The 22,008-nt window shown below is 63.2% G+C and carries 19 protein-coding genes; 15 read left to right on the top strand and 4 right to left on the bottom strand.

The window, feature by feature from the left end; all coding sequences use genetic code 11:
- Nucleotides 1–51: 51 nt before the first annotated feature.
- Both XM53_RS04595 and XM53_RS04590 read left to right on the top strand, forming a co-directional pair.
- The gene (locus XM53_RS04595) at nt 52–1,167 is read left to right on the top strand and encodes a hypothetical protein (protein WP_057790753.1); all 1,116 of its coding nucleotides are present in this window, start codon (nt 52–54) and stop codon (nt 1,165–1,167) included.
- Nucleotides 1,168–1,178: 11 nt separating this feature from the next.
- Nucleotides 1,179–1,847 carry an ABC transporter ATP-binding protein gene (locus XM53_RS04590; RefSeq protein ID WP_057790751.1) on the top strand — a complete coding sequence of 223 codons (669 nt, stop codon included), beginning with the start codon at nt 1,179–1,181 and terminating at the stop codon, nt 1,845–1,847.
- A 32-nt stretch (nt 1,848–1,879) separates the two neighbouring features.
- Here the strand turns inward: XM53_RS04590 and XM53_RS04585 are convergent, their stop codons facing one another.
- Both XM53_RS04585 and XM53_RS04580 read right to left on the bottom strand, forming a co-directional pair.
- Nucleotides 1,880–3,025 (bottom strand): glycosyltransferase family 4 protein, encoded by a 1,146-nt coding sequence (locus XM53_RS04585; RefSeq protein ID WP_236544418.1) that lies wholly within the window; start codon nt 3,023–3,025, stop codon nt 1,880–1,882.
- The gene (locus tag XM53_RS04580; RefSeq protein WP_057790748.1) at nt 3,012–3,932 is read right to left on the bottom strand and encodes a glycosyltransferase; all 921 of its coding nucleotides are present in this window, start codon (nt 3,930–3,932) and stop codon (nt 3,012–3,014) included. Before XM53_RS04580 ends, XM53_RS04585 begins: the two co-directional genes overlap by 14 nt.
- A 92-nt stretch (nt 3,933–4,024) precedes the next feature.
- Between XM53_RS04580 and XM53_RS04575 the strand changes: the two genes are divergently transcribed.
- The 5 genes from XM53_RS04575 to XM53_RS04555 all read left to right on the top strand — a co-directional run bounded on the left by XM53_RS04575 (nt 4,025) and on the right by XM53_RS04555 (nt 11,189).
- Nucleotides 4,025–5,332, top strand: a complete 1,308-nt coding sequence (locus XM53_RS04575; protein WP_057790746.1) for a glycosyltransferase — start codon at nt 4,025–4,027, stop codon at nt 5,330–5,332.
- A complete protein-coding gene (locus tag XM53_RS04570; RefSeq protein WP_057790744.1) occupies nt 5,329–6,564 on the top strand; it encodes a glycosyltransferase in 1,236 nt (411 codons plus the stop codon). The genes XM53_RS04575 and XM53_RS04570 overlap by 4 nt, the downstream gene beginning before the upstream one ends.
- A 142-nt stretch (nt 6,565–6,706) precedes the next feature.
- The gene (locus XM53_RS04565) at nt 6,707–8,122 is read left to right on the top strand and encodes a mannose-1-phosphate guanylyltransferase/mannose-6-phosphate isomerase (protein ID WP_057791258.1); all 1,416 of its coding nucleotides are present in this window, start codon (nt 6,707–6,709) and stop codon (nt 8,120–8,122) included.
- Nucleotides 8,119–10,038, top strand: a complete 1,920-nt coding sequence (locus XM53_RS04560; RefSeq protein ID WP_082630735.1) for a glycosyltransferase 61 family protein — start codon at nt 8,119–8,121, stop codon at nt 10,036–10,038. The genes XM53_RS04565 and XM53_RS04560 overlap by 4 nt, the downstream gene beginning before the upstream one ends.
- Nucleotides 10,035–11,189 (top strand): UDP-galactopyranose mutase, encoded by a 1,155-nt coding sequence (locus XM53_RS04555; RefSeq protein ID WP_201455385.1) that lies wholly within the window; start codon nt 10,035–10,037, stop codon nt 11,187–11,189. Before XM53_RS04560 ends, XM53_RS04555 begins: the two co-directional genes overlap by 4 nt.
- A gap of 3 nt (nt 11,190–11,192) precedes the next feature.
- Here XM53_RS04555 and XM53_RS04550 read toward each other — a convergent pair whose 3' ends face one another.
- Nucleotides 11,193–13,844 carry a calcium-binding protein gene (locus XM53_RS04550; RefSeq protein ID WP_057790741.1) on the bottom strand — a complete coding sequence of 884 codons (2,652 nt, stop codon included), beginning with the start codon at nt 13,842–13,844 and terminating at the stop codon, nt 11,193–11,195.
- A 272-nt stretch (nt 13,845–14,116) separates the two neighbouring features.
- Between XM53_RS04550 and XM53_RS04545 the strand changes: the two genes are divergently transcribed.
- The 8 genes from XM53_RS04545 to rfbA all read left to right on the top strand — a co-directional run bounded on the left by XM53_RS04545 (nt 14,117) and on the right by rfbA (nt 20,388).
- A complete protein-coding gene (locus tag XM53_RS04545; RefSeq protein ID WP_057790739.1) occupies nt 14,117–15,100 on the top strand; it encodes a DUF2793 domain-containing protein in 984 nt (327 codons plus the stop codon).
- A 3-nt stretch (nt 15,101–15,103) separates the two neighbouring features.
- A complete protein-coding gene (locus tag XM53_RS23390; protein ID WP_160321360.1) occupies nt 15,104–15,280 on the top strand; it encodes a hypothetical protein in 177 nt (58 codons plus the stop codon).
- Between the two features lie 77 nt (nt 15,281–15,357).
- On the top strand, nt 15,358–15,924 hold the full coding sequence (gene rfbC, locus XM53_RS04540; protein ID WP_057790737.1) for a dTDP-4-dehydrorhamnose 3,5-epimerase: 567 nt from the start codon (nt 15,358–15,360) through the stop codon (nt 15,922–15,924).
- Nucleotides 15,921–16,964: a dTDP-glucose 4,6-dehydratase gene (gene rfbB, locus XM53_RS04535; RefSeq protein ID WP_057790735.1), complete on the top strand. Its 1,044-nt coding sequence runs from the start codon at nt 15,921–15,923 to the stop codon at nt 16,962–16,964. Before rfbC ends, rfbB begins: the two co-directional genes overlap by 4 nt.
- A 153-nt stretch (nt 16,965–17,117) precedes the next feature.
- On the top strand, nt 17,118–17,783 hold the full coding sequence (locus XM53_RS04530; protein WP_057790733.1) for a sulfotransferase family 2 domain-containing protein: 666 nt from the start codon (nt 17,118–17,120) through the stop codon (nt 17,781–17,783).
- A complete protein-coding gene (rfbD, locus tag XM53_RS04525; RefSeq protein WP_057790731.1) occupies nt 17,780–18,631 on the top strand; it encodes a dTDP-4-dehydrorhamnose reductase in 852 nt (283 codons plus the stop codon). Before XM53_RS04530 ends, rfbD begins: the two co-directional genes overlap by 4 nt.
- A gap of 1 nt (nt 18,632) precedes the next feature.
- A complete protein-coding gene (locus tag XM53_RS04520; protein ID WP_057790729.1) occupies nt 18,633–19,511 on the top strand; it encodes a class I SAM-dependent methyltransferase in 879 nt (292 codons plus the stop codon).
- A gap of 10 nt (nt 19,512–19,521) precedes the next feature.
- Entirely contained in the window at nt 19,522–20,388 is an 867-nt protein-coding gene (gene rfbA, locus XM53_RS04515; protein ID WP_057790727.1) for a glucose-1-phosphate thymidylyltransferase RfbA, read from the top strand.
- A 415-nt stretch (nt 20,389–20,803) separates the two neighbouring features.
- Here the strand turns inward: rfbA and XM53_RS04510 are convergent, their stop codons facing one another.
- Complete coding sequence (locus XM53_RS04510; RefSeq protein ID WP_057790726.1) at nt 20,804–21,916, bottom strand: site-specific DNA-methyltransferase; 1,113 nt, start codon at nt 21,914–21,916, stop codon at nt 20,804–20,806.
- Nucleotides 21,917–22,008: the final 92 nt, after the last annotated feature.

The raw sequence follows: 22,008 nt of genomic DNA, 5'->3' as shown, positions 1-22,008 counted from the left end.
CCCGCACCAGAAGAGGCCCGTAGCGATTCCAAGGTTCCACCGCCCGCGGCCATGGCCAAACCGCGGCGACGCCACTTTGGTCTGGTGCTCAGCTTTTTTCTCTGCTGGCTGGTGCCGGTCATGCTGGTCGCGGGGTATCTGTGGCTGCGCGCGGCGGACCAATATGCCTCTCACCTGGGCTTTTCAGTCCGCACCGAAGAGGCAAGCTCGGCCATCGAACTGCTCGGGGGCATCACCGACCTTTCTTCCGGCAGCTCTTCGGACACCGACATCCTGAACGACTTTCTTACCAGTCAGGAACTGGTCAGGGAAATCGACCAGGCCGTCGATCTTCGCGCGATCTGGTCTCGGGTGCCCACGTCTCGCGATCCGGTCTTCGCGTATGACGCGCCAGGCACCATCGAGGATCTTGTCGACCATTGGGAACGCAAGGTCACGATCATCTATGACAGCGGCGCGGGCCTGATTGATATGCGCGTTCTGGCCTTCGACCCGCAGGATGCGCGGGATATCGCCCAGGCGGTGCTGGACGAGTCGACCAAGATGATCAACCAGCTTTCCGCCATCGCCCGCGAGGACGCGATCGGCTATGCCGAAGCCGAACTCGAGGTCGCGGTGGACCGGCTGAAAACCGCACGCACCGCGCTGACCGAGTTTCGCAACCGCACGCAGATCGTCGACCCGACGATCGACACGCAGAACCAGATGGGTCTGCTGGTGAACCTTCAGCAGCAACTTGCCGAGGCTCTGATCGATCTCGACCTGCTGCAATCCACGACCCAGTCCAACGATCCCAGGATCACCCAGGCCGAACGCCGGGTCGAGGTGATCGAATCGCGCATCGAGGCCGAACGCCGCAAGCTCGGTCTCGGCAGTTCCAGCGAAGGCGGCGAGGTTTTCGCAAATCTCGTTGGCGAATACGAAAGCCTGATCGTGGACCGCGAGTTTGCCGAGGCCGCCTACACCAGTGCTTTGGCAGCCTACGATTCCGCGCGCGCCGAAGCACAACGCCAAAGCCGCTATCTGGCGCCGCACGTCCGCCCGACCCTGGCCGAAAGCGCCCAGTTCCCAGAACGGATGAACATCATGCTGCTGTCGGCCCTGTTTCTTCTGTTCGGATGGGCCATCGGCGTTCTGATCTACTACAGCCTTCGCGATCGGCGCTGAAAGGGCGGACCATGATCAAGCTTGATCGGCTGTCGAAACGCTTTCCCATGCGGCAAGGCTACAAGACCGTGATCGACGATCTGACGGCGGTTTTTCCCTCGGGGAAAAGCGTGGCACTTCTGGGGCGCAACGGCGCCGGCAAGTCGACCTTGCTGCGGATCATCTCCGGGGCCTTGCGCCCAACCTCCGGCCGCGTCCTGTCGACCGGCACGATCTCCTATCCGGTGGGGTTTGCAGGAACATTCCATCCGCAACTGACCGGGGCGCAGAACACAAGGTTCGTGGCCCGCATCTATGGCGTCGACACCGATGAACTGGTGCAGTTTGTCCAGGATTTTGCCGAGCTTGGCCGTCATTTTCACATGCCGTTCAAGACCTACTCTTCAGGGATGCGATCCAAGCTCAGCTTTGGCGTTTCGATGGGCATCCCCTTCGATACCTACCTCGTGGACGAGGTCATGTCCGTCGGCGACGGCTCGTTCCGGGAAAAAAGCACCGAGTTGTTCGCCGAGCGGCGGCGCACCGCAGGCGCGGTCGTCGTGTCCCACTCTCCGCCCATGATCAAGGCGATGTGCGACATGGCGGTGGTTCTGGAAAACGGCCATGTCGAATTTTACGATGATGTCGACGAGGCACTGGAACATCACGAGGCGAACATGAAAAAGCCGCGCCCGACCTGACGGATGCTCGATGCGCTTCACATCTGCGTCGCTCAACGCTCCGCCAGCATCTCCGCCACCAGCGCCTGCGCATCTTCCGCAAATCTCTCCGGCGCATACCGCGCGGACCAGAACGCTCTGATTTCGGTTTGGTATCGTTCCCGATCGGATCGAAATCGGGCTAGACCTGCATCGATCGCCGCGGCCTGCTCGGCCGGGCCGCCCCGCAATCGTATCGTCAGCGGATGATCCTTCGATAGCGCCCGCGCGCCCTCGAACTCCGACAGGATCAGCGGCAAACCATATTCGCTGGCCTCCAGCGCCCCGATCGGCTGCCCCTCGTAGCGCGAGGTCAGCATATACCCGTCCGCAGAGGCCAGCACTGGGCGCACATCCGCGACAGGGCCGAGAAAGCGCACCCTGTCCACCGCCGGCCCCGCCACCCGGCGCGCCAGCGCGGCAAACCGCGGCTCGTCTGTGCCCGCACCGCATAGGCTCAGCGTGATGTCGTCCGGCAGGCGCCGCATCAGGCGCAAGGCGGCGGTCAGGTTCTTCTGATAGCCGACCCGTCCGGTCATGACGATATGGCGCCCCTTGCGCCGCACGCCCTCCTGTGGCTGCCAAGGGCCGAGATGGGATGCATTGCCCAGAACATGGCATCGGTGTCCGATCATCGCGGCGCCCATCGCGGTCTGCATCCGGTCCCTTTGCGACTCGGTCAGAAAAATCAGGTCCAGCGGCTCGCACGCTTTCAGCAGGCCCCTTTCAGTCCGCCGTGCGATCGGGCCGGTGCCAAAGCGGTGGCCCGGCCCGAACGGCAAGCCGTGATAGGTCAGCGCGAGGCGCGACCGGAACGACCTCGGCCATTGACCGGACAGGTGCAGCTGTCGCAGGAACAGAACCGGCAGGCGCGCATGGCCCCAGACAAGATCGGCCGGCAACGCGTTCAGCGCCGCCGCTAGCGCGGCGCGGCCCAGACGCCAGCGTCGCGGGTCAAGGGTGCTGGCAAGTCCCGGCACCGCGACATGCCGTGCGCCCAGCGCCTCGATTTCGTCATATCCGCCGCGGTTCTCTTCACTGATGACAGTGACGGTCGCCTGCCCTTGCAGAACGCGCACAAGATCTGTGATGTGGCGCGGCACGCCGGACGGGCGGCCATCGCCGCCGACAAGCACGATATGCGGCTCAGACAAGCCCAAGCGCCGCCGCTCCAAAAAATCCAGCCGTCCCAAGCGGACTTTGGCGATAAACCCCCAGCCGCCGGAACGCGGCCAGACGCGGCCCCAGGGGCAAACGCCGCGCCGCCTCGAACCCGTCAAACAACTCTGCATTCCTTGCCGTCAGCCGGTCGCGCGAGGCCTCCAGCGCCGCGGCGTTCAGCGTCAGCCGTTCGGCGAAAGCCCGGCGCAGCACGGCACGCTTGCGCCGGATCTGCGCCAGCGGCCCGCGGCCGGCTCCGATCAGGTTGCCGCCATGCTGCCGATAAAGCGCCACCGGCGGCCCATTGTCGTGAACCACGGTGCCGCCGATGCCGCTGACAAGCTGGTACAGCCACCAGTCGTGCGCGAAAATCGCTCCCAGTTTGGGCGCGATCTCTCGGGCCGCCTCTGCGGCCGCGCGGTTCAGCACGATCGTGTTTCCCGCCGCGACGTTCTCTATCAGCGCATTTTCAAGGCCCAGGGGACGCGTCCGCTTCGGCATTGGCCTTTGCCTGTCGCCTTCGGTGCCGTTCCAAGGCTGAAGCCGCGCGCAGTAAAGACCGGGACGGTCGGCGGGCAACTCATCCAGAGCCTCTCGCGCCCGGGCCAGCTTGTCCGGCAGCCAGACGTCGTCCTGATCCGCAAACGCAACCGGCCCAGGCTCGGCGTGCCGGATCAGATGAAGGTAGTTCGCCGCAAAACCCGATTTCGGTCCGCGGATGACCCGCACCTGCTGTGGCACGTCCACGGCAAAACGCTCGATGATATCGCGGCTGTCCGCGCCGCCACTGTCGTCGCTGGCCAAGAGCCGCCACCCCGCCGTGCTTTGCGATGACAGGCTGCGCAATTGATCGGGCAAGTAAGGCGCGCCATCGTAGACCGCCATAAGGATCTGAATGTCGTCCAACCCGATGTTCCGCCTTACGCCGTCCCCTGTGGTGATCGGTGCTGGATTAGTTTATTCGGACCTCAGTTGCAAAGCCTGAAACCGGACCTTTAATGAAGCAATCTCTTTACCTGTCGCTGGCCCGCCGTTTCGTCTCGACCATCAAGCAAGAAGGTTTCCGGCCTGCCCTGCGCAAGGCTCGCCTCTATGCGGCGCGGCGTCTACAGGGGATCGGCGCAAGCCATCTCAATCCCTCGGCGGCGCAGGGCCACAGCCCCGAGGCCTATCTTCAGGGCGTCTGGGCCGACATGGCCCGCGGCGGCGGTTTTCACGTGATTCGTGACCGCACCAGGCCGCCCAGGATCGCACTGATCGGCGATCTGAACCTGCCGCAGTGCCGCAAGTACCGGATCGAGCAACTTGCCGATTTCTGGCGCGCGCAGGGCGTGGAATGCGACTATTCGCACTACGGCGACGTCCCCCGCTCGGCCCAGCTGCTTCAGACCGCCACCCATCTTTGCGAATACCGGCTAGAGGCCATGCCGCTGACCCAGATGTACCGCTACGAGGCGCGGCGACTCGGCCTGCCGGTTCTGTACGATATCGACGATCCGTTGTTCTCGGTCTCGGCCTATGAGACCTACAACAACATGACCGCGCTCGATCCGGGTCTGAAGGCGCATTTCTTGTCGGTCGCACCGCGCTATGCCGAGATGATGAACAGTGCCGACATGGTCACCGTGTCCACCCCCGGCCTTGTCGATCATGCGCGTCTTTTTACCGGCCGCCCCGTTCACATGCGGCGCAACTTCGCCGACGAAAGCACGCTTTCGGATGGCCGCGCCGCGATGGACGCCATCGAAGAAGCGGACGACGACGGTCTATTCCGCCTGGTGTTTGCCAGCGGTTCGCAGGGACACGAGGCCGATTTCGAGATCATCGCCGACGCGGTGGCCGATTTCGTCGCCGCGGCACCCGATCGCCGCCTCCGCATCCTTGGCCATTTTCGCACAGAGCTTTTGCCGCCCGCGATTCAAAGCCGCACCGAGCATTACAAGTTCCTGCCCTACGAGGAATACCTGACCCACCTGGCCGCCGGCGACGTGGCGGTGATGCCGCTTCAGGACGATATCTTCAACCGCTGCAAAAGCGCCGTGCGTGTCATCGACGCGTCATCGGTCGGGCTTACGTCAGTCGTCAGTGATGTCGGCGACTTGAAATGCCTGATCGAAAACGGAGTTACAGGTCATGTGGCCCGGACCCCGGCGGACTGGCGGCAACTGCTGGAAAAACTGTCCAATAATCGGGCAACGACCCACGAAATGGGACGAGCGGCACGCAGAAAACTTGAAACGCGATGGGCGGCCCAACCGGCGCCGCATATCATCGACCAGGCAGTATTGGACTGGATCGAGACATGACCGGCAGACAGCCGCATATCCTGATCGCGAACATCTTTTTCGCGCCGTTTTCCTATGGCGGCGCCACTGTTGTCGCCGAGGAAGTCGCCCGCGCCCTGCATGATGGTGGCCGGGCGCGCATCAGCGCCGTATCTTTGATTTCACGGGCGGAACTGGCGGCCTACTCGGTCATCCGATCCCAGGTGAACGGAATCGACAATTATCTGATCAACATGCCGCCGGGCCGCAGCGTCAGGGAATTCTGGGACAATCCCCGGGTCGAGACCATGCTCGACGACCTGATCGCCGAGCTGTCGCCCGATCTGATGCACGTGCATTGCATTCAGGAAATGGGCGTCGGCGCATTGCGCGCGGCCGATCGTGCCAGCGTTCCGATCATCCTGTCGATCCATGATTTCTGGTGGATCTGCGAACGCCAGTTCATGGTCCGGATGGACAATACATATTGCGGTCAGTTCCCGGTGGATGTGGAGGCGTGCAAAGGATGCGTTAGTGATCACGACGCCACGCGCACCCGCTTTTTCGCCCTGCAAGAGGCCGCCGAACGTGCCCACACCGTCACCTATCCCAGCCGCTTTGCCCTAGAGCTTTGTGAATCGTCCGGTCTTGCCCCCGGTCGGGGAATCGTATGGGAAAACGGCGTGCAACTGCCGGCGCCCGATTTCTATACCCGCCAGGCGGCGCGGCGGGCCCGTGATCCGCGCGTGGTCTTCGGTTTTCTCGGCGGGCCGTCGCAGATCAAGGGGTGGCCCACCATCCGGTCCGCGTTCCAGACACTGAACCGTACCGATTTCCGCGTCGACCTTGTCGACGGCAGCATCGACGGAAGCTGGTGGCGCGGCCACGATTTCTCCGATTTGCCCGGCGAATGGCGGCTCTTGCCGCGTTTCTCGCAGGATGGGATGGACGACTTCTATGCCAATATCGACGTGCTCCTCTTCATGTCGCAATGGAAGGAAACCTTCGGCCTTGCCATCCGCGAGGCGCTGGCCCGCGGCATCGACGTGATCCAGACCGACAGTGGCGGCACCACCGAACACTCTGCCGCCAATCCCGCTGACCTCATACCGATCGGCGCTCCGCCACAGGTCCTGCACTCCAGGCTGGAGCATCGCCTGAACGCCGCGCGCGGGATAGATCCCATCAAGGGCATACGCAGTTTCCAAGATCAGGCAAATACCTTCGAAGATCTGGTATGGAGCCTTCTTGGGCGTGCCGAGGTTGCCGAATGAATCCTTCCGACCGTTTCACACTGCGCACAGGCGAACCGGAAAAAACCTCCTGTAACTGGTGGTTCGGGCAGGATAAGAGCGTGCTGACACGGACGTCGTTTCCGAATGAAAGACTTACATGAGTGACGAAGGGCAAGGCGACATGATCACACCAGTGCTTCTGTGCGGCGGATCCGGGACCCGGCTTTGGCCGCTGAGCCGGAAATCATACCCCAAGCAGTTTGCACCAATCTGGGGCGAGGACACGTTGTTCCAACGGTCGGCGCGGCGCCTGTCGGGACCCGATTTTGCGGCACCGCTGGTGATCACCGCATCCGACTTCCGGTTCATCGTCGCCGAGCAGTTGCAGGAAACCGGCGTCGAACCCGGCACCATCCTGCTGGAACCCGAGGGGCGCAATACCGCGCCGGCGATCCTGGCAGCGGCACTTCTGGTGTCAAAAACCGACCCGGACGGGCTGATGCTGGTGGCGCCCTGCGACCATGCGGTCAGCGATACCGACGCGTTTCGGGATGCCGTGAGGGCCGGCGTACCCGCGGCCCAGGCCGGCCAGCTGGTCACTTTCGGAATCACGCCAGACTATCCCGAGACCGGCTATGGCTACCTCGAACTTGCCGAAGATCCCGATGGTAGCAAGCCCGTCGCCCTGTCCCGATTCATCGAGAAACCTGACGCCACGCGCGCAGCCGAGATGGTCGCCGGCGGGCGCCACCTTTGGAACGGCGGCATCTTCCTCTTCCGGGCCAGCGATATTCTGGCCGCCTATGCCGAGTCTGCGCCACACCTGATGGACCCGGTGCGCGCCGCGGTGGACGATGCAACGCCGGACCTGGGCTTTCTGCGTCTCGCTCCCGAACCCTGGGCAAAGGCCGAGGATATCTCGATCGACTTCGCCGTGATGGAACGCTCAAGCAACCTGTCTGTCGTTCCCCTGACGCATGGCTGGTCGGATCTTGGCGGCTGGGATGCCATCTGGCGAGAAAGCCCGCAGGACGGCGCCGGCGTCGCCACAAGCGGCCCCGCCACGGCGCTTGACTGCGAGAATACCCTGCTGCGATCGGAATCCGATCAACTTGAACTGGTCGGCATCGGACTGAAGGATATCGTGGCGGTCGCCATGCCCGACGCGGTTCTCGTGGCCCACGCCTCCCAGGCCCAAAGCGTGAAGAACGCCGTCGCCGCGCTCAAGAAAAAGTCCGCCGCACAGGCCACCCAGTTCCCCAAGGATCACCGCCCATGGGGCTGGTTCGAATGTCTCGCCCTCGGCGGCCGGTTTCAGGTCAAGCGCATCCACGTCCATCCCGGCGCCGCCCTCAGCCTGCAAAGTCACAATCACCGCTCGGAGCATTGGATCGTGGTCCAGGGCACCGCCAAGGTCACCATCGACGGCAAGGAAGATCTGGTCACCGAAAACCAATCGGTTTACATCCCCCTCGGTGCGGTGCACCGCATGGAAAACCCCGGCAAGGTGCCGATGGTTTTGATCGAGGTGCAGACCGGCAGCTACCTCGGTGAAGATGACATAACCCGTTACGAGGACGTGTACGCGCGCACATGAAAAGACTTCTGAATTCCCTGAGCCGCCGGCTCGCTTCCCCTTCGGCTCCGGCGGCGCCTGCCGCCGCACAGGCTCAGCCCGCCCAGCGCGGACCGCAGCCGCCCGCGCGACTCTTTCCGGGGATCGGCAAGCATCATAACATCATGGATGTCGGCAACTTTCTCGCTGCCCAGACGTCGGCGGCTTTTGCCAGCGCGAATTTCACCCATGCGCGTCCGTTCCCCGAAAAAACCCAGATGTATCCATGGGCCATGGCCCAAGCCAAAGGCGACGGTCTCGTGCTTGAATTCGGCGTTGCCTCGGGCGGGACGGTCAACCAACTGGCCGATCTGCACAAAGGTCCGGTCCACGGCTTCGACGTGTTCACTGGCCTGCCGGAAACTTGGCGCCCCGGCTTTCCCAAGGGGGCCTTCGCGCAGGATGCGCTGCCCAAGGTGCGCAAGAACGTGGACCTGGTCGTTGGCCTCTTCGAGGACACGCTGCCCGGCTTCGTCGCGGCCCACCCAGAGCGCGTGAAACTTCTGCATGTCGATTGCGACATCTATTCCGGCACGGTTACGATTTTCACCGAACTGGAACGCCAGATCGACGACGACACCATCATTGTCTTCGACGAGTACCTGAATTTCCCGGGCTGGGAGCGCGACGAGCATCGCGCCTTCATGGAATTCTGCGCGCGCACCGACCGCGTGCCGGAATTCCTCGCGTTCGTTCCTGCTTCGGAACAGGTCGTCGCCCGCGCTCCGCGCCGCCGCCCGGATCAAAAAGTGCCGCAGATCGTTGCCGAGATTGTGCCCGATGCGCGCCCAGATATCCCTACGGACGGCCTGACCCTGTCCCATGTCCGCCACGTCACCTTCGACCAGATGGAAGAGGCGGGGCACGACATCCGGCGCTTTGACGATGGTGCCGCGCCGCTCGACCTGACAGACGCAAAGGCGTATCCCGGCCTTCCCGAAAACTGGCGCAAACCACAGGACCTGTTGCCCACAAGGGCCGCGGTGATCAAAGCAGCACAGCTTTGCGCGGATGGGTCCGTGCTCATGCCCGGCGGTTCTTACAACTACTACGACGGCGCGTTCCATCTCGAACCCTGGCAGCAGAGGCATGTCCGCACGACCCTGAAATATCTCGACGCGGACACCGGCGAGGCGCTGATAAACGCCCGTGGCCCGCGCGAAGAGATGCCGGGCAAGGCCTTCTCTCTGATCACGAACGCGGCGGCGAATTACGGACACTTCATCCACGACGTTCTGTCGCGCATCCATTACGATGAGGTCGGGGCGATCAACCCTGCCGAACACAAGATACTGGCCCCACGCTGTCGCTTCCCGATGCAGCGCGCCCTTCTGGAAAAGGCGTTTGACGGATACCAGATCGTCGAACTTGCCGCCGGCCGCGTCTACGAGGTTGAAGAGCTTGTATGGCCTGCGAATTTCTGCTCGTCTACGCGGTTCAACCCGGCAGCCATCGCCACTCTGGCCGACCGCCTGCGCACCGCACTCGCACCTTATCGTGACGGCACATCGCGCAAGGTCTGCGTCTCGCGCAGCGACGGCAAAGGCGGTGGCGGGCGCGAGTTCGTCAACATGGACGACTACGAGGCGCTGGCCGAGAAACATGGCTACGAGGTGATCGAAGTATCGAAATTGGCCGTCGAAGACCAATTCGCCCTATGGGCCAACACCACCGACATCCTCGGCGTTCACGGGGCCGGACTGATGAACATGATCATGATGCCCTCGGGCAGCCGTTTCACCGAGATCACCGGCGCCCCGCACGGCCCGGCCTTCATCGCACGCTGCGCGGTGGCCGCCGGACATGACGTAGCCGGGTTCAACGGCCACCAGAATTCCGACAACCAACCCGAAATCGACCTCAAGGCGCTCGACAAGCTCCTGAAGGAACGCAGTTGAACCAATCTCCTCCCATTCACGGGCCCCGCCCTGTCCTGATCGTGGGGGCGGGCTTTGCCGGCGCTGTCTATGGCCGCACCCTTGCCGAAGCCGGCTGGCGGGTCCAGATCATCGACCGGCGCGATCACATCGCGGGTAACGCGCATGATGCGGTCGATGCCAACGGCGTGCGCGTCCACACCTATGGTCCGCACCTGTTTCACACGCAGAACAAGGAGGTTTTCGACTGGATCTCCCGCTTTGGCGCGATGGTGCCCTACCGCCACAGCGTGACGGCCCAGCTGGACGATGGGCGTCTGGTGCCGCTCCCGGTCAACCGCCGCACGCTGGAAATGCTCTACGACGTGCCGCTTCCCGACGCCGACGCGGTGAACGCACTTCTGGAGTCGGTCGCCCAGCCGATCGAGAACCCGGCAAATGCCGCAGAGTATCTTCTCAGCCGCATCGGTCCGACCCTGACTGACCTTTTCTTCCGGCCCTACACCCGCAAGATGTGGGGACTGGAACTGGAAGACATGGACGCCTCGGTGGTCCGCCGTATTCCACTGCGCCACGACTACACCAGTAATTATTTCCCCGACGACACGTATCAGGTACTGCCCCGCGACGGTTATACCGCGCTGTTCCACAGCATCCTCGATCATCCCAACATATCGGTCGCCCTCGACACCCCCTTCGACAAGGCGATGCAAGCCGATGCGCACTGGTGCTTCAATGCCATGGCGATCGACGAATATTTCGATCAGTGCTTCGGCGCACTGCCATATCGCTCGATACGGTTCCACACCCAAAAGCGCCCGCGCGATCAAATCGACGGTACCGCGGTGGTCAACTACACCGATGATGGCCCCATGACGCGCGAAACACGCTGGGCCCTTCTGCCTTGCCACGAGGTCAATCCGGGGCCAGATACGACCGTGACCCTGGAAGAACCGTGCTCTTACGAAGAGAACAATTTCGAGCGGTATTACCCGGTCAAAACCGCCGACGGTCGCTTTCAGGACGTGTACCGCCGCTACGCCGACGAAGCGGCCCGCCATGACAGGCTCAGCTTTATCGGGCGGTGCGGCACGTACCAGTATCTCGACATGCATCAGGTCATCAATCAAAGCCTCGTGCAGTGCCGAAAGTGGATCGACGGCCAGTCCTGACGCCTAGAACAGGAAGTCCGTGCCATCAAGGTCACCATAGCTGACCGCGATCAACGTGATCGAGCTGTCCGCGCCCGTGGCAATGATCACGTTGTTGCCCACCTGTGCCGCTTGCGCCATGACGTCCGACGTCGCAGAGAACATGTTCAGGTCACTGAAATCCAGGACCTCCAGCGCGTTCAAGGCGTCGAAGCCGACAACCGTATCGTGGCCGTGACCCGTCTCGAAAACAAAGCGATCGGCATTGAAATCACCGTAAAGCAGATCGTCGCCCGCGCCACCGATCAGCGTGTCGAACCCCGCGTTTCCGCCTAAGGTGTCGTTGCCCTCTTCGCCGACAATATAGTCGTTGCCGGTGCCGCCAAAAAACCGGTCGTTGCCCGAGCCACCCCACATCCGGTCATTGTCGCCCTGACCGAAATGGGTGTCGGGTCCGGCGCCGCCGTAAAGCTGGTCGTCGCCGGCACCGCCGAACAGCCGATCGAACCCGTCGTTTCCATAGAGCATGTCCGCGCCGTCATCACCGAATATGTTGTCGGCGTGCAGTCCACCGTCTATCGCGTCTGCGCCGGCCCCGCCGATCAACAGGTCGAACCCGACACCTCCAAAGAGCGTATCGTTGCCTGCACCGCCTTCGACCCCGTCGACAGAGGGTCCATAGTTAAAACCGGCATCGATCCAATCATCACCGTCGCCGCCCCAGATCCGGTCGGGTCCGCGCCCACCCCATATGGAATCGTTGCCGACATCCCCGCGCAGATTGTCGTACCCGTCGCCTCCGGTGATGACGTCATCGCCCGCCCGGCCCTCGATCTCGTCGGCATGGTCACCGCCAGAAATCGTGTCGTTGCCGCCATGGCCGATGATCGTGTCGAACCCGGCGCCCCCCGTCAGAATATCGGCGCCGTTGTAGCCGACGATCCGGTCATTGCCGCCGCCGCCGGAAATCTGGCTTGCGGTCTGGGCGCCTTGCAGGATGTCGTTTCCGGTGCCGCCCATCTGAGCGCTGGCCGGGCTGACGGCCACAAACGGCTCAGGCAACTGCGGGAAATCGAACGAGGGCCTTTGATAACGCAAGGTTGGCGCGAGGGCGCTGCCGGTCTCCGGCCCGTAATCCGGGCTGTCATCGGGGTAATCCGACAACCGGGTCGAAATGCTGGCGGTCATGCCGACCGCACCGCCCGCGAAATCGGACAGGGACAAGGATGCACCGCTCGCAGAGTAGACGCGCACCATCTCGTCCCCGATATGCAGTTCGGCACCCCAGCTGCGGCTGACCACGCGGATATCATCGGCACCCAGCCCCGGCTGCGGCCCCTGCAACTCGATCCGATCGGTGCCGGACTGATAGTCGTTGATCCGGTCGATCTGACCGTCTGCGCCAAGCACGAAAATGTCCGCACCGGCGCCTCCGATCAGGATATCGGCTCCGGCCCCGTCCGAGATCACGTCGTCCCCCGCACCGCCGGACAGCGTATCGTCGCCTGCGGCCCCCACGATCATGTCGTCGCCGCCCGTTCCGGTCAGCCGGTCCGCCCCGGCAGTGCCCGCCAGGGTCAGACCTGCGTTCTCCAGCGTGAACTCGAACTCCACCAGATAGGGCGCCCCCTGCGTCGCCACGAAAATGCGAGCCGTATCGCCCACCACGACCGCGTCCAGCGCCGAAATCCCGTTCAGCGGCGTCTCCAGGCTGGCCGGGATCGTCGCCACCTCCAGCAATTGCCCCCCCGGCAGAAGAGACATCACTGTCAGGCCACGGTCACTGCCCGCCGCAACGACAAAAGACTGGCCTGCAATTTCCACGACCGCCAGGTGGTCGGCATCGTCAAACCTGGTGTCCAGGCTGTCGATCGCGTGGTCCACGGGGCGCAGCCTGTTGCCCTCGATCGCCAGCACCGTCAGCGAAGAACTGCCCGAGGCCGCCACGACAGCGTAAGTGACGCCGTCCGCCGCGGTCAGTGTCACCACCGCGCCCGGCCTGTCGATCCAGGCCCCTTCGGCTGGTCCCACGACATCCACCAAGGACAGGCGCCCGTTGCTGCCCGCCCGCAGCAGCGCGACATCATCCGACCCGGCATACGTGACCACGGCATAATCGGTGCCACCAGCCTCGATCCAGGACACCGCGCTGGCTCTGTGACTGCTCAATGCTCCCAGGCCGGCCGGCGCAAGCACAGAAACCTGCCCGTTGCCTGCGAATGACAGCTGCACCAGCCCCCCGCCGCGCAACGCCGCCAAGCCGGACACACCGTCCGGCGCCATCACGATCTCGCTGATGTCACCAAGATCGAAGGCGCCGGCATCGTAGACCATCGACCCGCCAAGACCGTGGCCGGTATCGACCCGCCCGCGCAGATCGTCATCGGCCAGTCCGGCGACCATCACCCCGGTGACGCCACCCGCCCCGTCGACAAGGGCGATATCCGAGCTCTCCAGCTGCAACAGGCCTGTCGGAATGTCCCAGCTGCCCTGCAGGCTGGCCGGACCGTCCCCATTTCCCAAGATGAAACGGCTCAACGCGCCGCCCCCCCGCGCCGCGGCGTAGAGCACCGGGTCGCCGCCTTCCATGCCGATCTCCAGGTCCGTCAAACCTACCAGCAGGTCACTGTCAGCAACCTGGACCGCCCCTTGGCCGTTCAATGTGACGCGCGGCATTCCTCACTCCGTTCCACCATGACGGAAAAGGCGGGGATCGCCCTTTCCTCAAGGAAAGAAACACCACCCCCGCGTGGCCTCATGCAGAGTAAGATTGCGTCTCAATGCGGGCTTTTCAGGCCAATTTTCACTGAATTGAACTGTCCTCGGCCACCTGCCCCGAACATCCGGTGTTGCACGACCACGCTCGGGCAAAGCGCGGTCGCTTTACACTGTGTTAGAGCGCCGGCGTCATTTCTCGTCGCGGCTTTATGCAACAAAGGATCGTTCACGTGTCCGACACTTCTCCCACCCTCGGCCTGCCGCTCATCCAACCGTCTCAGGCGCAGAAACACGTCACTCACAACGAGGCGCTGCGCGTTCTCGACGCGGTCACCCAGCTCAGCGTCGCGAGCGCCGATCTGGCCACGCCGCCCTCGAACCCGGACGACGGCGTGCGCTATATCGTGGCCCCGACCGGCCAGAGCGCGTGGGCCGGGCAGGACAATGCCATCGCACTGTTCACCGACGGCGTTTGGGAATTCTTTGCGCCGCGGACCGGGTGGCGGGCCGACGTGACCTCGACCGGCGCGACCCTGCGATTCGATGGCACCGCGTGGCAGGATATCGCGCTGCCCGAAACCTTGCCGCAGCTCGGTCTCAACGCATCCGCCGACACGACGAACCGCCTGGCCGTCGCCGCCGACGCCACACTGCTGACGCATGACAGCGCCGGCCACCAGCTCAAGATCAACAAGAACAGTGCTTCGGACACCGCAAGCCTGCTGTTTCAAACCGGCTTCTCGGGCCGGACCGAGATGGGCACCACCGGCAGCGACGACTTCGCCGTCAAGGTCTCAAACGACGGCACCACGTTCCGTTCCGCTTTGATTGCCTCGGCCGACAACGGCGCGCTCCAAGTGCCCAGCGGCCAGCTTTTCTTTCGCGACGTCTTCGTCATGGACGATACGACCTACAGTTTCGACATACCGTTCTCCAGCCCGGCGAGGATCCTGATGTGGCTGGGCATGAACCTGCAGGGGTACTATTTCCTGTTCTCGATCACCGGCTCTCTGAACGGCGCAGGGAATTTTGGAGAGATGTTCTCGAATCCGGCCGGCAAAATCACTTTTCATTCGGGTCCGCTGACCGGCACGACAGGTCCCGATGGCAGCATCAACCTGGCCATCGACACGACCGGCGCCACGCCGCGTATGCACCTGGAAAACCGGTTCGGCTCCAACCGGCTTTTCACAATGGCAACACTCGGAAGGTAAACCATGAGCAATCCTGACTATCACCTTGTCGATGTACCGGGCCTTGGCCGCATTCTGGCCCCGGTTAACCTGAGCGCCCAAGATGTTCTTCGCGACCTCGGCAATGAAGAGCCAAACCATCGCACCGCCGATCCATCGTCAGACACCCAACCTGAGACCGGCGGTTTCCCGACAGGCTGACACTACCCGCCGGGCTTCTTGCGTGACAACCGCCCCCTCGATTGCTAAGGGCAGGGCAAAGTCACAAGGAAGCTTCAGTGAAAGTCACCAAGACCGCTCTGCCCGGCGTATTGCTGCTCGAACCGCCTCGCTTCGGCGACACGCGCGGCTTTTTCAGCGAAAGCTGGAACCGCAAGACACTTGCCGCGCACGGGATCGAAATAGACTTCGTTCAGGACAACCATTCGTTGTCCGCACAGACCGACACCGTGCGCGGCTTGCATTTCCAGTCGCCGCCCCATGCCCAGGCCAAGCTGGTGCGCTGTGGTCGCGGACGGCTCTTCGATGTCGCCGTGGACATCCGCAAGGGTAGCCCGACATACGGCCAGTGGGTCGGCTATGAGCTGAGTTTCGAAAACGGCCTGCAACTGCTGGTCCCCGAGGGCTTCCTGCACGGGTTCGCCACCCGCGACCCCGACACCGAGATCGTCTACAAGTGCAGCGATTACTACGCGCCGGACTGCGACGGCGCGGTGCGCTTCGACGATCCCGATATCGGCATCGACTGGAACCTTTCGGGCGACGCCGTGCTGTCCGACAAGGACGCCGCCGCCCCCCTTCTCGCCAATTTCGACAGCCCCTTCACCTGGGAAGGCCCGAAATGAAGCTCTTGGTGACAGGCGGTGCCGGCTTCATCGGCTCGGCGGTCGTGCGCCTCGCGATTACACGAGGTCACGCGGTGGTAAACCTGGACGCACTGACCTATGCGGCCTGCCTCGACAACGTCGCCGACGTGGCCGGCGATCCGGGTTACAGCTTCGTGCAGGCCGATATCCGCGACCGATCCGCGCTCGATGCAACGCTGGCGCGGTACCGGCCCGATGCCATCATGCACCTGGCCGCCGAATCGCATGTCGATCGTTCCATCGACGGCCCCGGCGCCTTTATCGACACCAACGTCATGGGCACCTACACCCTGCTCGAAGCCGCCCGCGACTATTGGGATGCGAACGGTCGGCCCGAAACCTTCCGCTTTCACCACATCTCGACGGACGAGGTGTTCGGCTCGCTGGGGCCCACGGGGATGTTCACCGAAACCACGCCCTATGACCCGCGCTCGCCCTATTCGGCCTCCAAGGCGGCCTCGGACCACCTGGTGCGCGCGTGGCACGAAACCTACGGCCTGCCGGTGGTGCTGACCAATTGTTCGAACAACTACGGCCCCTACCACTTTCCCGAAAAGCTGATCCCGGTCATCATCCTCAACGCGCTGGCCGGAAAGCCCCTGCCGATCTACGGCGACGGCTCCAACGTGCGCGACTGGCTTTATGTCGAGGATCACGCCGACGCCCTGCTGACCGTGCTGCAGAAAGGCGCCGTCGGCGAAAGCTACAACATCGGCGGCGAGAACGAGCGCACGAACCTCGAACTGGTGCAAACCCTCTGCACTATTCTCGACGGCAAGCGCCCCAAGGAAAGCGGCACTTATTCCGATCAGATCACCTTCGTCACCGATCGCCCGGGCCATGACGCCCGCTATGCCATCGACCCAACGCGCATCCGGCAGGAACTAGGCTGGCGCCCGTCTGTCACCGTCGAGGAAGGTCTGGAACGGACCGTGCAGTGGTATCTCGACAACGAGCCTTGGTGGCGGGCATTGCAGGACCGCGACGGTGTGGGCCAAAGGCTCGGGTCCGCAAAATGAGTGCATCACGGAAATTCGCGATCCGCTACAGAAAATCCAACGAACCGTTCTATGCGCTGCCCCCGCGTAAATCTACTCCAGCATGGGCAGGCACGCCCTAACTCCGCCGCTCATCTTTAGGCCTTCAAGCCTCGAAAGCTAGTTTGAAAAGCCATGCCAATAGCCCGCCTGCCCAACGGAAAGTTTCTTTACTTCGCGCATGTGCCCAAATGCGCGGGCACGGCGGTGGAACGCTACATGATCGACCGCTTCGGTGCGCTGGGGATGCATGACGGCACATATGCCGCGCGCAGCGACGGCGACGCATGGTCGCTGTCTCCACCTCAGCACATGCCCGAAACCGTGCGGCGCGACCTTTTGCCCGACACGCTTTTCGACGCCGTTTTCGCCACCGTGCGCCACCCGCTTCTCCGCTTGCGCTCGGCGTTCCTGTTCCAACGCGAGGTCGAAAGGTCTCTGCCCGCGGCGATGCCGTTTCACCGCTGGATCGAAACGCTGCCGCGCAGCCTTGCACTGGCCCCTTACGCCCTGCACCGCCACCTGCGACCCATGGTCGAGACCGTGCCGGCCAACGCCACCGTCTTTCGGATCGAGGACGGGCTCGACGCCGTGGTTGCCTGGTTGGACCGGCAGGCCGGCACCGATGACGGGCCGCGCGAGATCGGCACGGCAAATCGCTTGGCCGACCGGTTGCCCGACGCCCAGCCAGGGGTGCCGCTGTCGCGCAAGGTGATGGCCCGCGTGGCCGAGATCTATGCCGATGACTACGCCCGCTTCGATTACCCTATCGACCCCGACGACACGAAGAAGGACACATGACCACACTCGTATTCGGAACCACAGGCCAGGTTGCAACTGAATTGCGGCTGGCTAGCCCCGACGCCATCTTCCTCGGACGCGATCAGGCCGACCTTGCCGATCCCGAGTCCTGCGCCGCGGCCATCGAGGCGCATCGCCCCGATCTCGTTATCAATGCCGCCGCCTACACCGCCGTGGACCGCGCCGAAGAGGAAGAGACGTTGGCGCACACCATCAACGGTGTCGCGCCCGGCCGCATGGCCGAAGCCGCAGCGCATTTGGGCGCGCCTTTCGTCCACATCTCAACCGACTATGTCTTCGATGGCAGCGGCACCCGCCCGTGGGCTCCGTCCGACGCGGTTCGCCCGCAAAACGCCTATGGTCGCACCAAGCTTGCAGGCGAAGAGGCAGTGCGCGCCGCCGGCGGCGTCCACGCCATCCTGCGCACGTCCTGGGTGGTCTCGGCGCACGGGACGAACTTCATCAAGACGATGCTGCGGCTCGGGGCCGAACGTGACGCGTTGACCATCGTCGCCGACCAGGTCGGCGGGCCGACGCCCGCCCGCGACATCGCCGCCGCGTGCCTGCACATCGGCGACGTGCTCTGCCGCGACCCCGCAGCCTCGGGCACCTATCATTTCTCTGCCACACCCGCCGTCAGCTGGGCCGACTTCGCCCGTGCCATCTTTGACAGGGCCGGGCTCGACTGCACCGTGGCCGACATCCCGACCACCGATTACCCCACGCCTGCGGCACGGCCATTGAATTCCCGGCTCGATTGCCGCAAAACCCTTGAGGTGTTCGGCCTGTCCCAGCCCGATTGGCGCTCGGGGCTCGACGACATTCTGAAAGCCCTGAAGGAGCCTTGATATGCTTGGATTGTTCGGCAAAGGCCGCAAAGGCGCTCCCGACGACACGGCCGCGAACACGCCGGCTGACCCCACAGGTACCGCAGGGTCGGGTCCGGCCGCGCTCGCCGAGATCCAGTCGATCTGCCAGCGGCTCAGCAAGCCGGGCTACGGCACCGTTGCCCCCGACGAGATCGACTTCATCCAATCGCTGATCGCCGAGCACCGTCCCGAAAGCTTTGTCGAGATCGGCATGGCATCGGGCATCTCCACCGGTTTCATCGCGCGGTTCATGGCCGCCCATGGCGGCAAGCGGCTCGTCTCTCTGGATCACGACGACACGTTCTTCGGCGACACGTCCAAACCCAACGGCTTTCTCGTGCCGGAAATCTTCGACGGAAAAGGCCTTGATGTCGAGTTGATCAAGTTCCGAACCGCGCTCGACATTCACGAGGTCGAGGGCAGCTTCGACATGGCGTTCATCGACGCCAATCACCAGCATCCCTGGCCGATGGTCGACATGATGGCGCTCTACCCCCGCATGTCCGGTCCGAAACTGATGGTGCATCACGACCTGCGCTTGTTCCAGTTGCAGGAGGTCATGTTCGGCATCGGCCCCAAATACCTGTTCGACCAGTTCCCCGACGACAAGCGGATCCGCTCCATCGCCAATCACGGCAATATCTTCGCCGTCGATCTGAACATGGACCACGACCGCTTCGAAGCGCTTTGCATGGATCTGGTGAAACTGCCCTGGTCGCTGCGCACGCAGCTTCAGCCCAAGTATATCGAGCAGATCACGGCAATGCTGGAACGCCACTACTCCAAGGCGATGCAGGATCAGTTCCACCGCTGCGTCAAACTCTACAACGTCCAGGACAGGTTCCGCTCCGGACTCTAGAAAGCACCCCATGACACGTAAAGGCATCATCCTCGCCGGCGGCTCCGGCACACGGCTCTACCCGATCACGATGGGCGTGTCGAAACAGCTTCTGCCGGTCTATGACAAACCGATGATCTACTACCCGCTGTCGGTGCTGATGCTCGCAGGTATCCGCGAGATCGCCGTCATCACCACCCCCCAGGATCAGGCTCAGTTCATCCGCACCCTGGGGGACGGCAGCCAGTGGGGTCTCAGCCTGACCTATATCGAGCAACCCTCCCCCGACGGGCTGGCCCAGGCCTATATCCTGTCCGAGGAGTTCCTTGCTGGCGCGCCCTCCGCGATGGTGCTGGGGGACAACATCTTTTTCGGCCACGGCCTGCCTCGGCAACTGGCCGAAGCCAGTGCACAGGAAACCGGCGGCACGGTCTTCGGCTACCGCGTGGCCGACCCCGAACGCTATGGCGTGGTGGACTTCGCCGCCGACGGGACCGTCAAGACGATCATCGAAAAACCGTCCAAACCGCCATCCAACTACGCGGTCACCGGGCTCTATTTCCTTGACGGCACGGCGCCCGAACGCGCGGCCCGGGTCAAGCCCTCCGAACGCGGCGAGCTCGAGATCACGTCGCTTCTGGACATGTATCTTGAAGACGGGCTGCTGAACGTCCAGCAGATGGGCCGCGGCTATGCCTGGCTCGACACCGGAACGCATGGCTCTTTGCTGGATGCGGGCAATTTCGTGCGCACCCTGTCCGAACGCCAGGGCCAGCAGGTCGGCTGCCCCGAGGAGATCGCCTTTGAAAAAGACTGGATCAGCCGCGACCAGCTTGCCGACCGCGCGAAACTGTTCAAAAAGACCAACTATGGAGCGTACCTCAAGGGGCTTCTCTGAGCCTTGATACCGCGCGGGGTGCTTGAAGTTCAAGGTCTGCTATGCGGACGAAGCTGCCATTCACGAAGCAGGCGATCGTCAGCCCCTGGGATGGCGATCCGACGGCAGTTCTGACGCACTTTATGCCTGCCAACTACATCCCCAGAATGATCGTTGCGCCCAGACTTGCCAAATCGCCAGCCCAAGGGAGGGGCTGACGGTGGCCGGGCCACTTCGCGGCTGTTAACCGGCAGGGGCGCGATACCAGCGTTGCATAAGGGCTCAGACCTTACATTCGAGGATAAAGCGCCCGCAGCATCGACCGTCTCAAGAAACTTTTGCGTAAAAAAGCCCCCGCCAACAGGGGCGGGGGCAAGGTGAGTGCCATGTGTCAGGCCACAGGCACCGGCGGTGTTCTTGAATTCTGGGGAAACCTCTAGTTGGCGCGCTCGGCCATCTCGGCCCGGATCTGCTGCCGAAACACGTCGATGGACACGGGTTTGCCATCGCGCTTGATGCACCAGTAGGTCCAGCCATTGCAGCTGGGTGCACCTTCCAGCGCGGCGCCGACCTGGTGGATCGATCCCTTGACGTCGTCGCCCACCAGCGTGCCATCGGCGCGCAGCTTGGCCTTGTGACGTCCGTTCATGCTCAACAGTTCCTCACCCGGGCGCAGCATCCCCCGCTCGATCAGCTGCCCGAACGGCACGCGCGGCTCGGCACGCTTGCTGGTACTGACCTCCAACGCCGCGCGGTCATACTTGCGAACCGATGCCAGCCGTTTCTCAGCCACCTTGCGATAGGCCGCCTCGCGCTCGATCCCGATGAACTCGCGCCCCAACATCCTGGCCACCGCACCCGTTGTGCCGGTGCCAAAGAACGGGTCCAGCACCACGTCGCCGGGGTTGGTCGTGCCCAGCAACACGCGATGCAGCAGGCTCTCAGGCTTCTGCGTCGGATGCGCCTTGTCGCCATGCTCGTCCTTCAGCCGCTCGTGGCCGGTGCAAATCGGCAGCACCCAGTCGCTGCGCATCTGAATGCCCTCGTTCAGCGATTTCAGCGCCTCGTAGTTGAACGTGTATTTCGCCGCCTCGTCGCGGCTGGCCCAGATCAGCGTCTCATGCGCATTGGTCAGTCGCTTGCCCCGGAAATTCGGCATCGGATTCGACTTGCGCCACACCACGTCATTCAAAATCCAGAAGCCCGCGTCCTGCAACGCCGCACCGACGCGAAAGATGTTGTGATAGGACCCGATCACCCAGATCGCGCCATTGGGCTTCAAGAGCCGCCGCGCGGCCTTCAGCCAGTCGCGAGTGAAGCGGTCATAGACCTCGAAACTGGCGAACTGGTCCCACGCGTCATCGACCGCATCCACCTGGCTGTTGTCCGGCCGGTGCAGGTCGCCGCGCAATTGCAGATTGTAAGGAGGGTCGGCGAAAATCAGGTCGACGCTGCCTTCCGGCAGGCCGTTCATGACCTCGATACAATCGCCACCAAGGACAGTATTCAACGGGAGCGTTTCCACGCCCTTCTTGGTCTTTGTCGTCATCTTTTCTGCCTCTGTCCCGGCGCCTTGTTGTGCGCTCTGGTCGTTGAGGCCAAGGATGAGTCAAAGCCGATTCGTGGTCAATTTCTTTTTGA

Origin of the sequence: Roseovarius atlanticus, assembly GCF_001441615.1 — a bacterium.
Classification (GTDB): Bacteria; Pseudomonadota; Alphaproteobacteria; order Rhodobacterales; family Rhodobacteraceae; genus Roseovarius; species Roseovarius atlanticus.
This window is presented reverse-complemented; position numbering and strand designations above follow the sequence as displayed.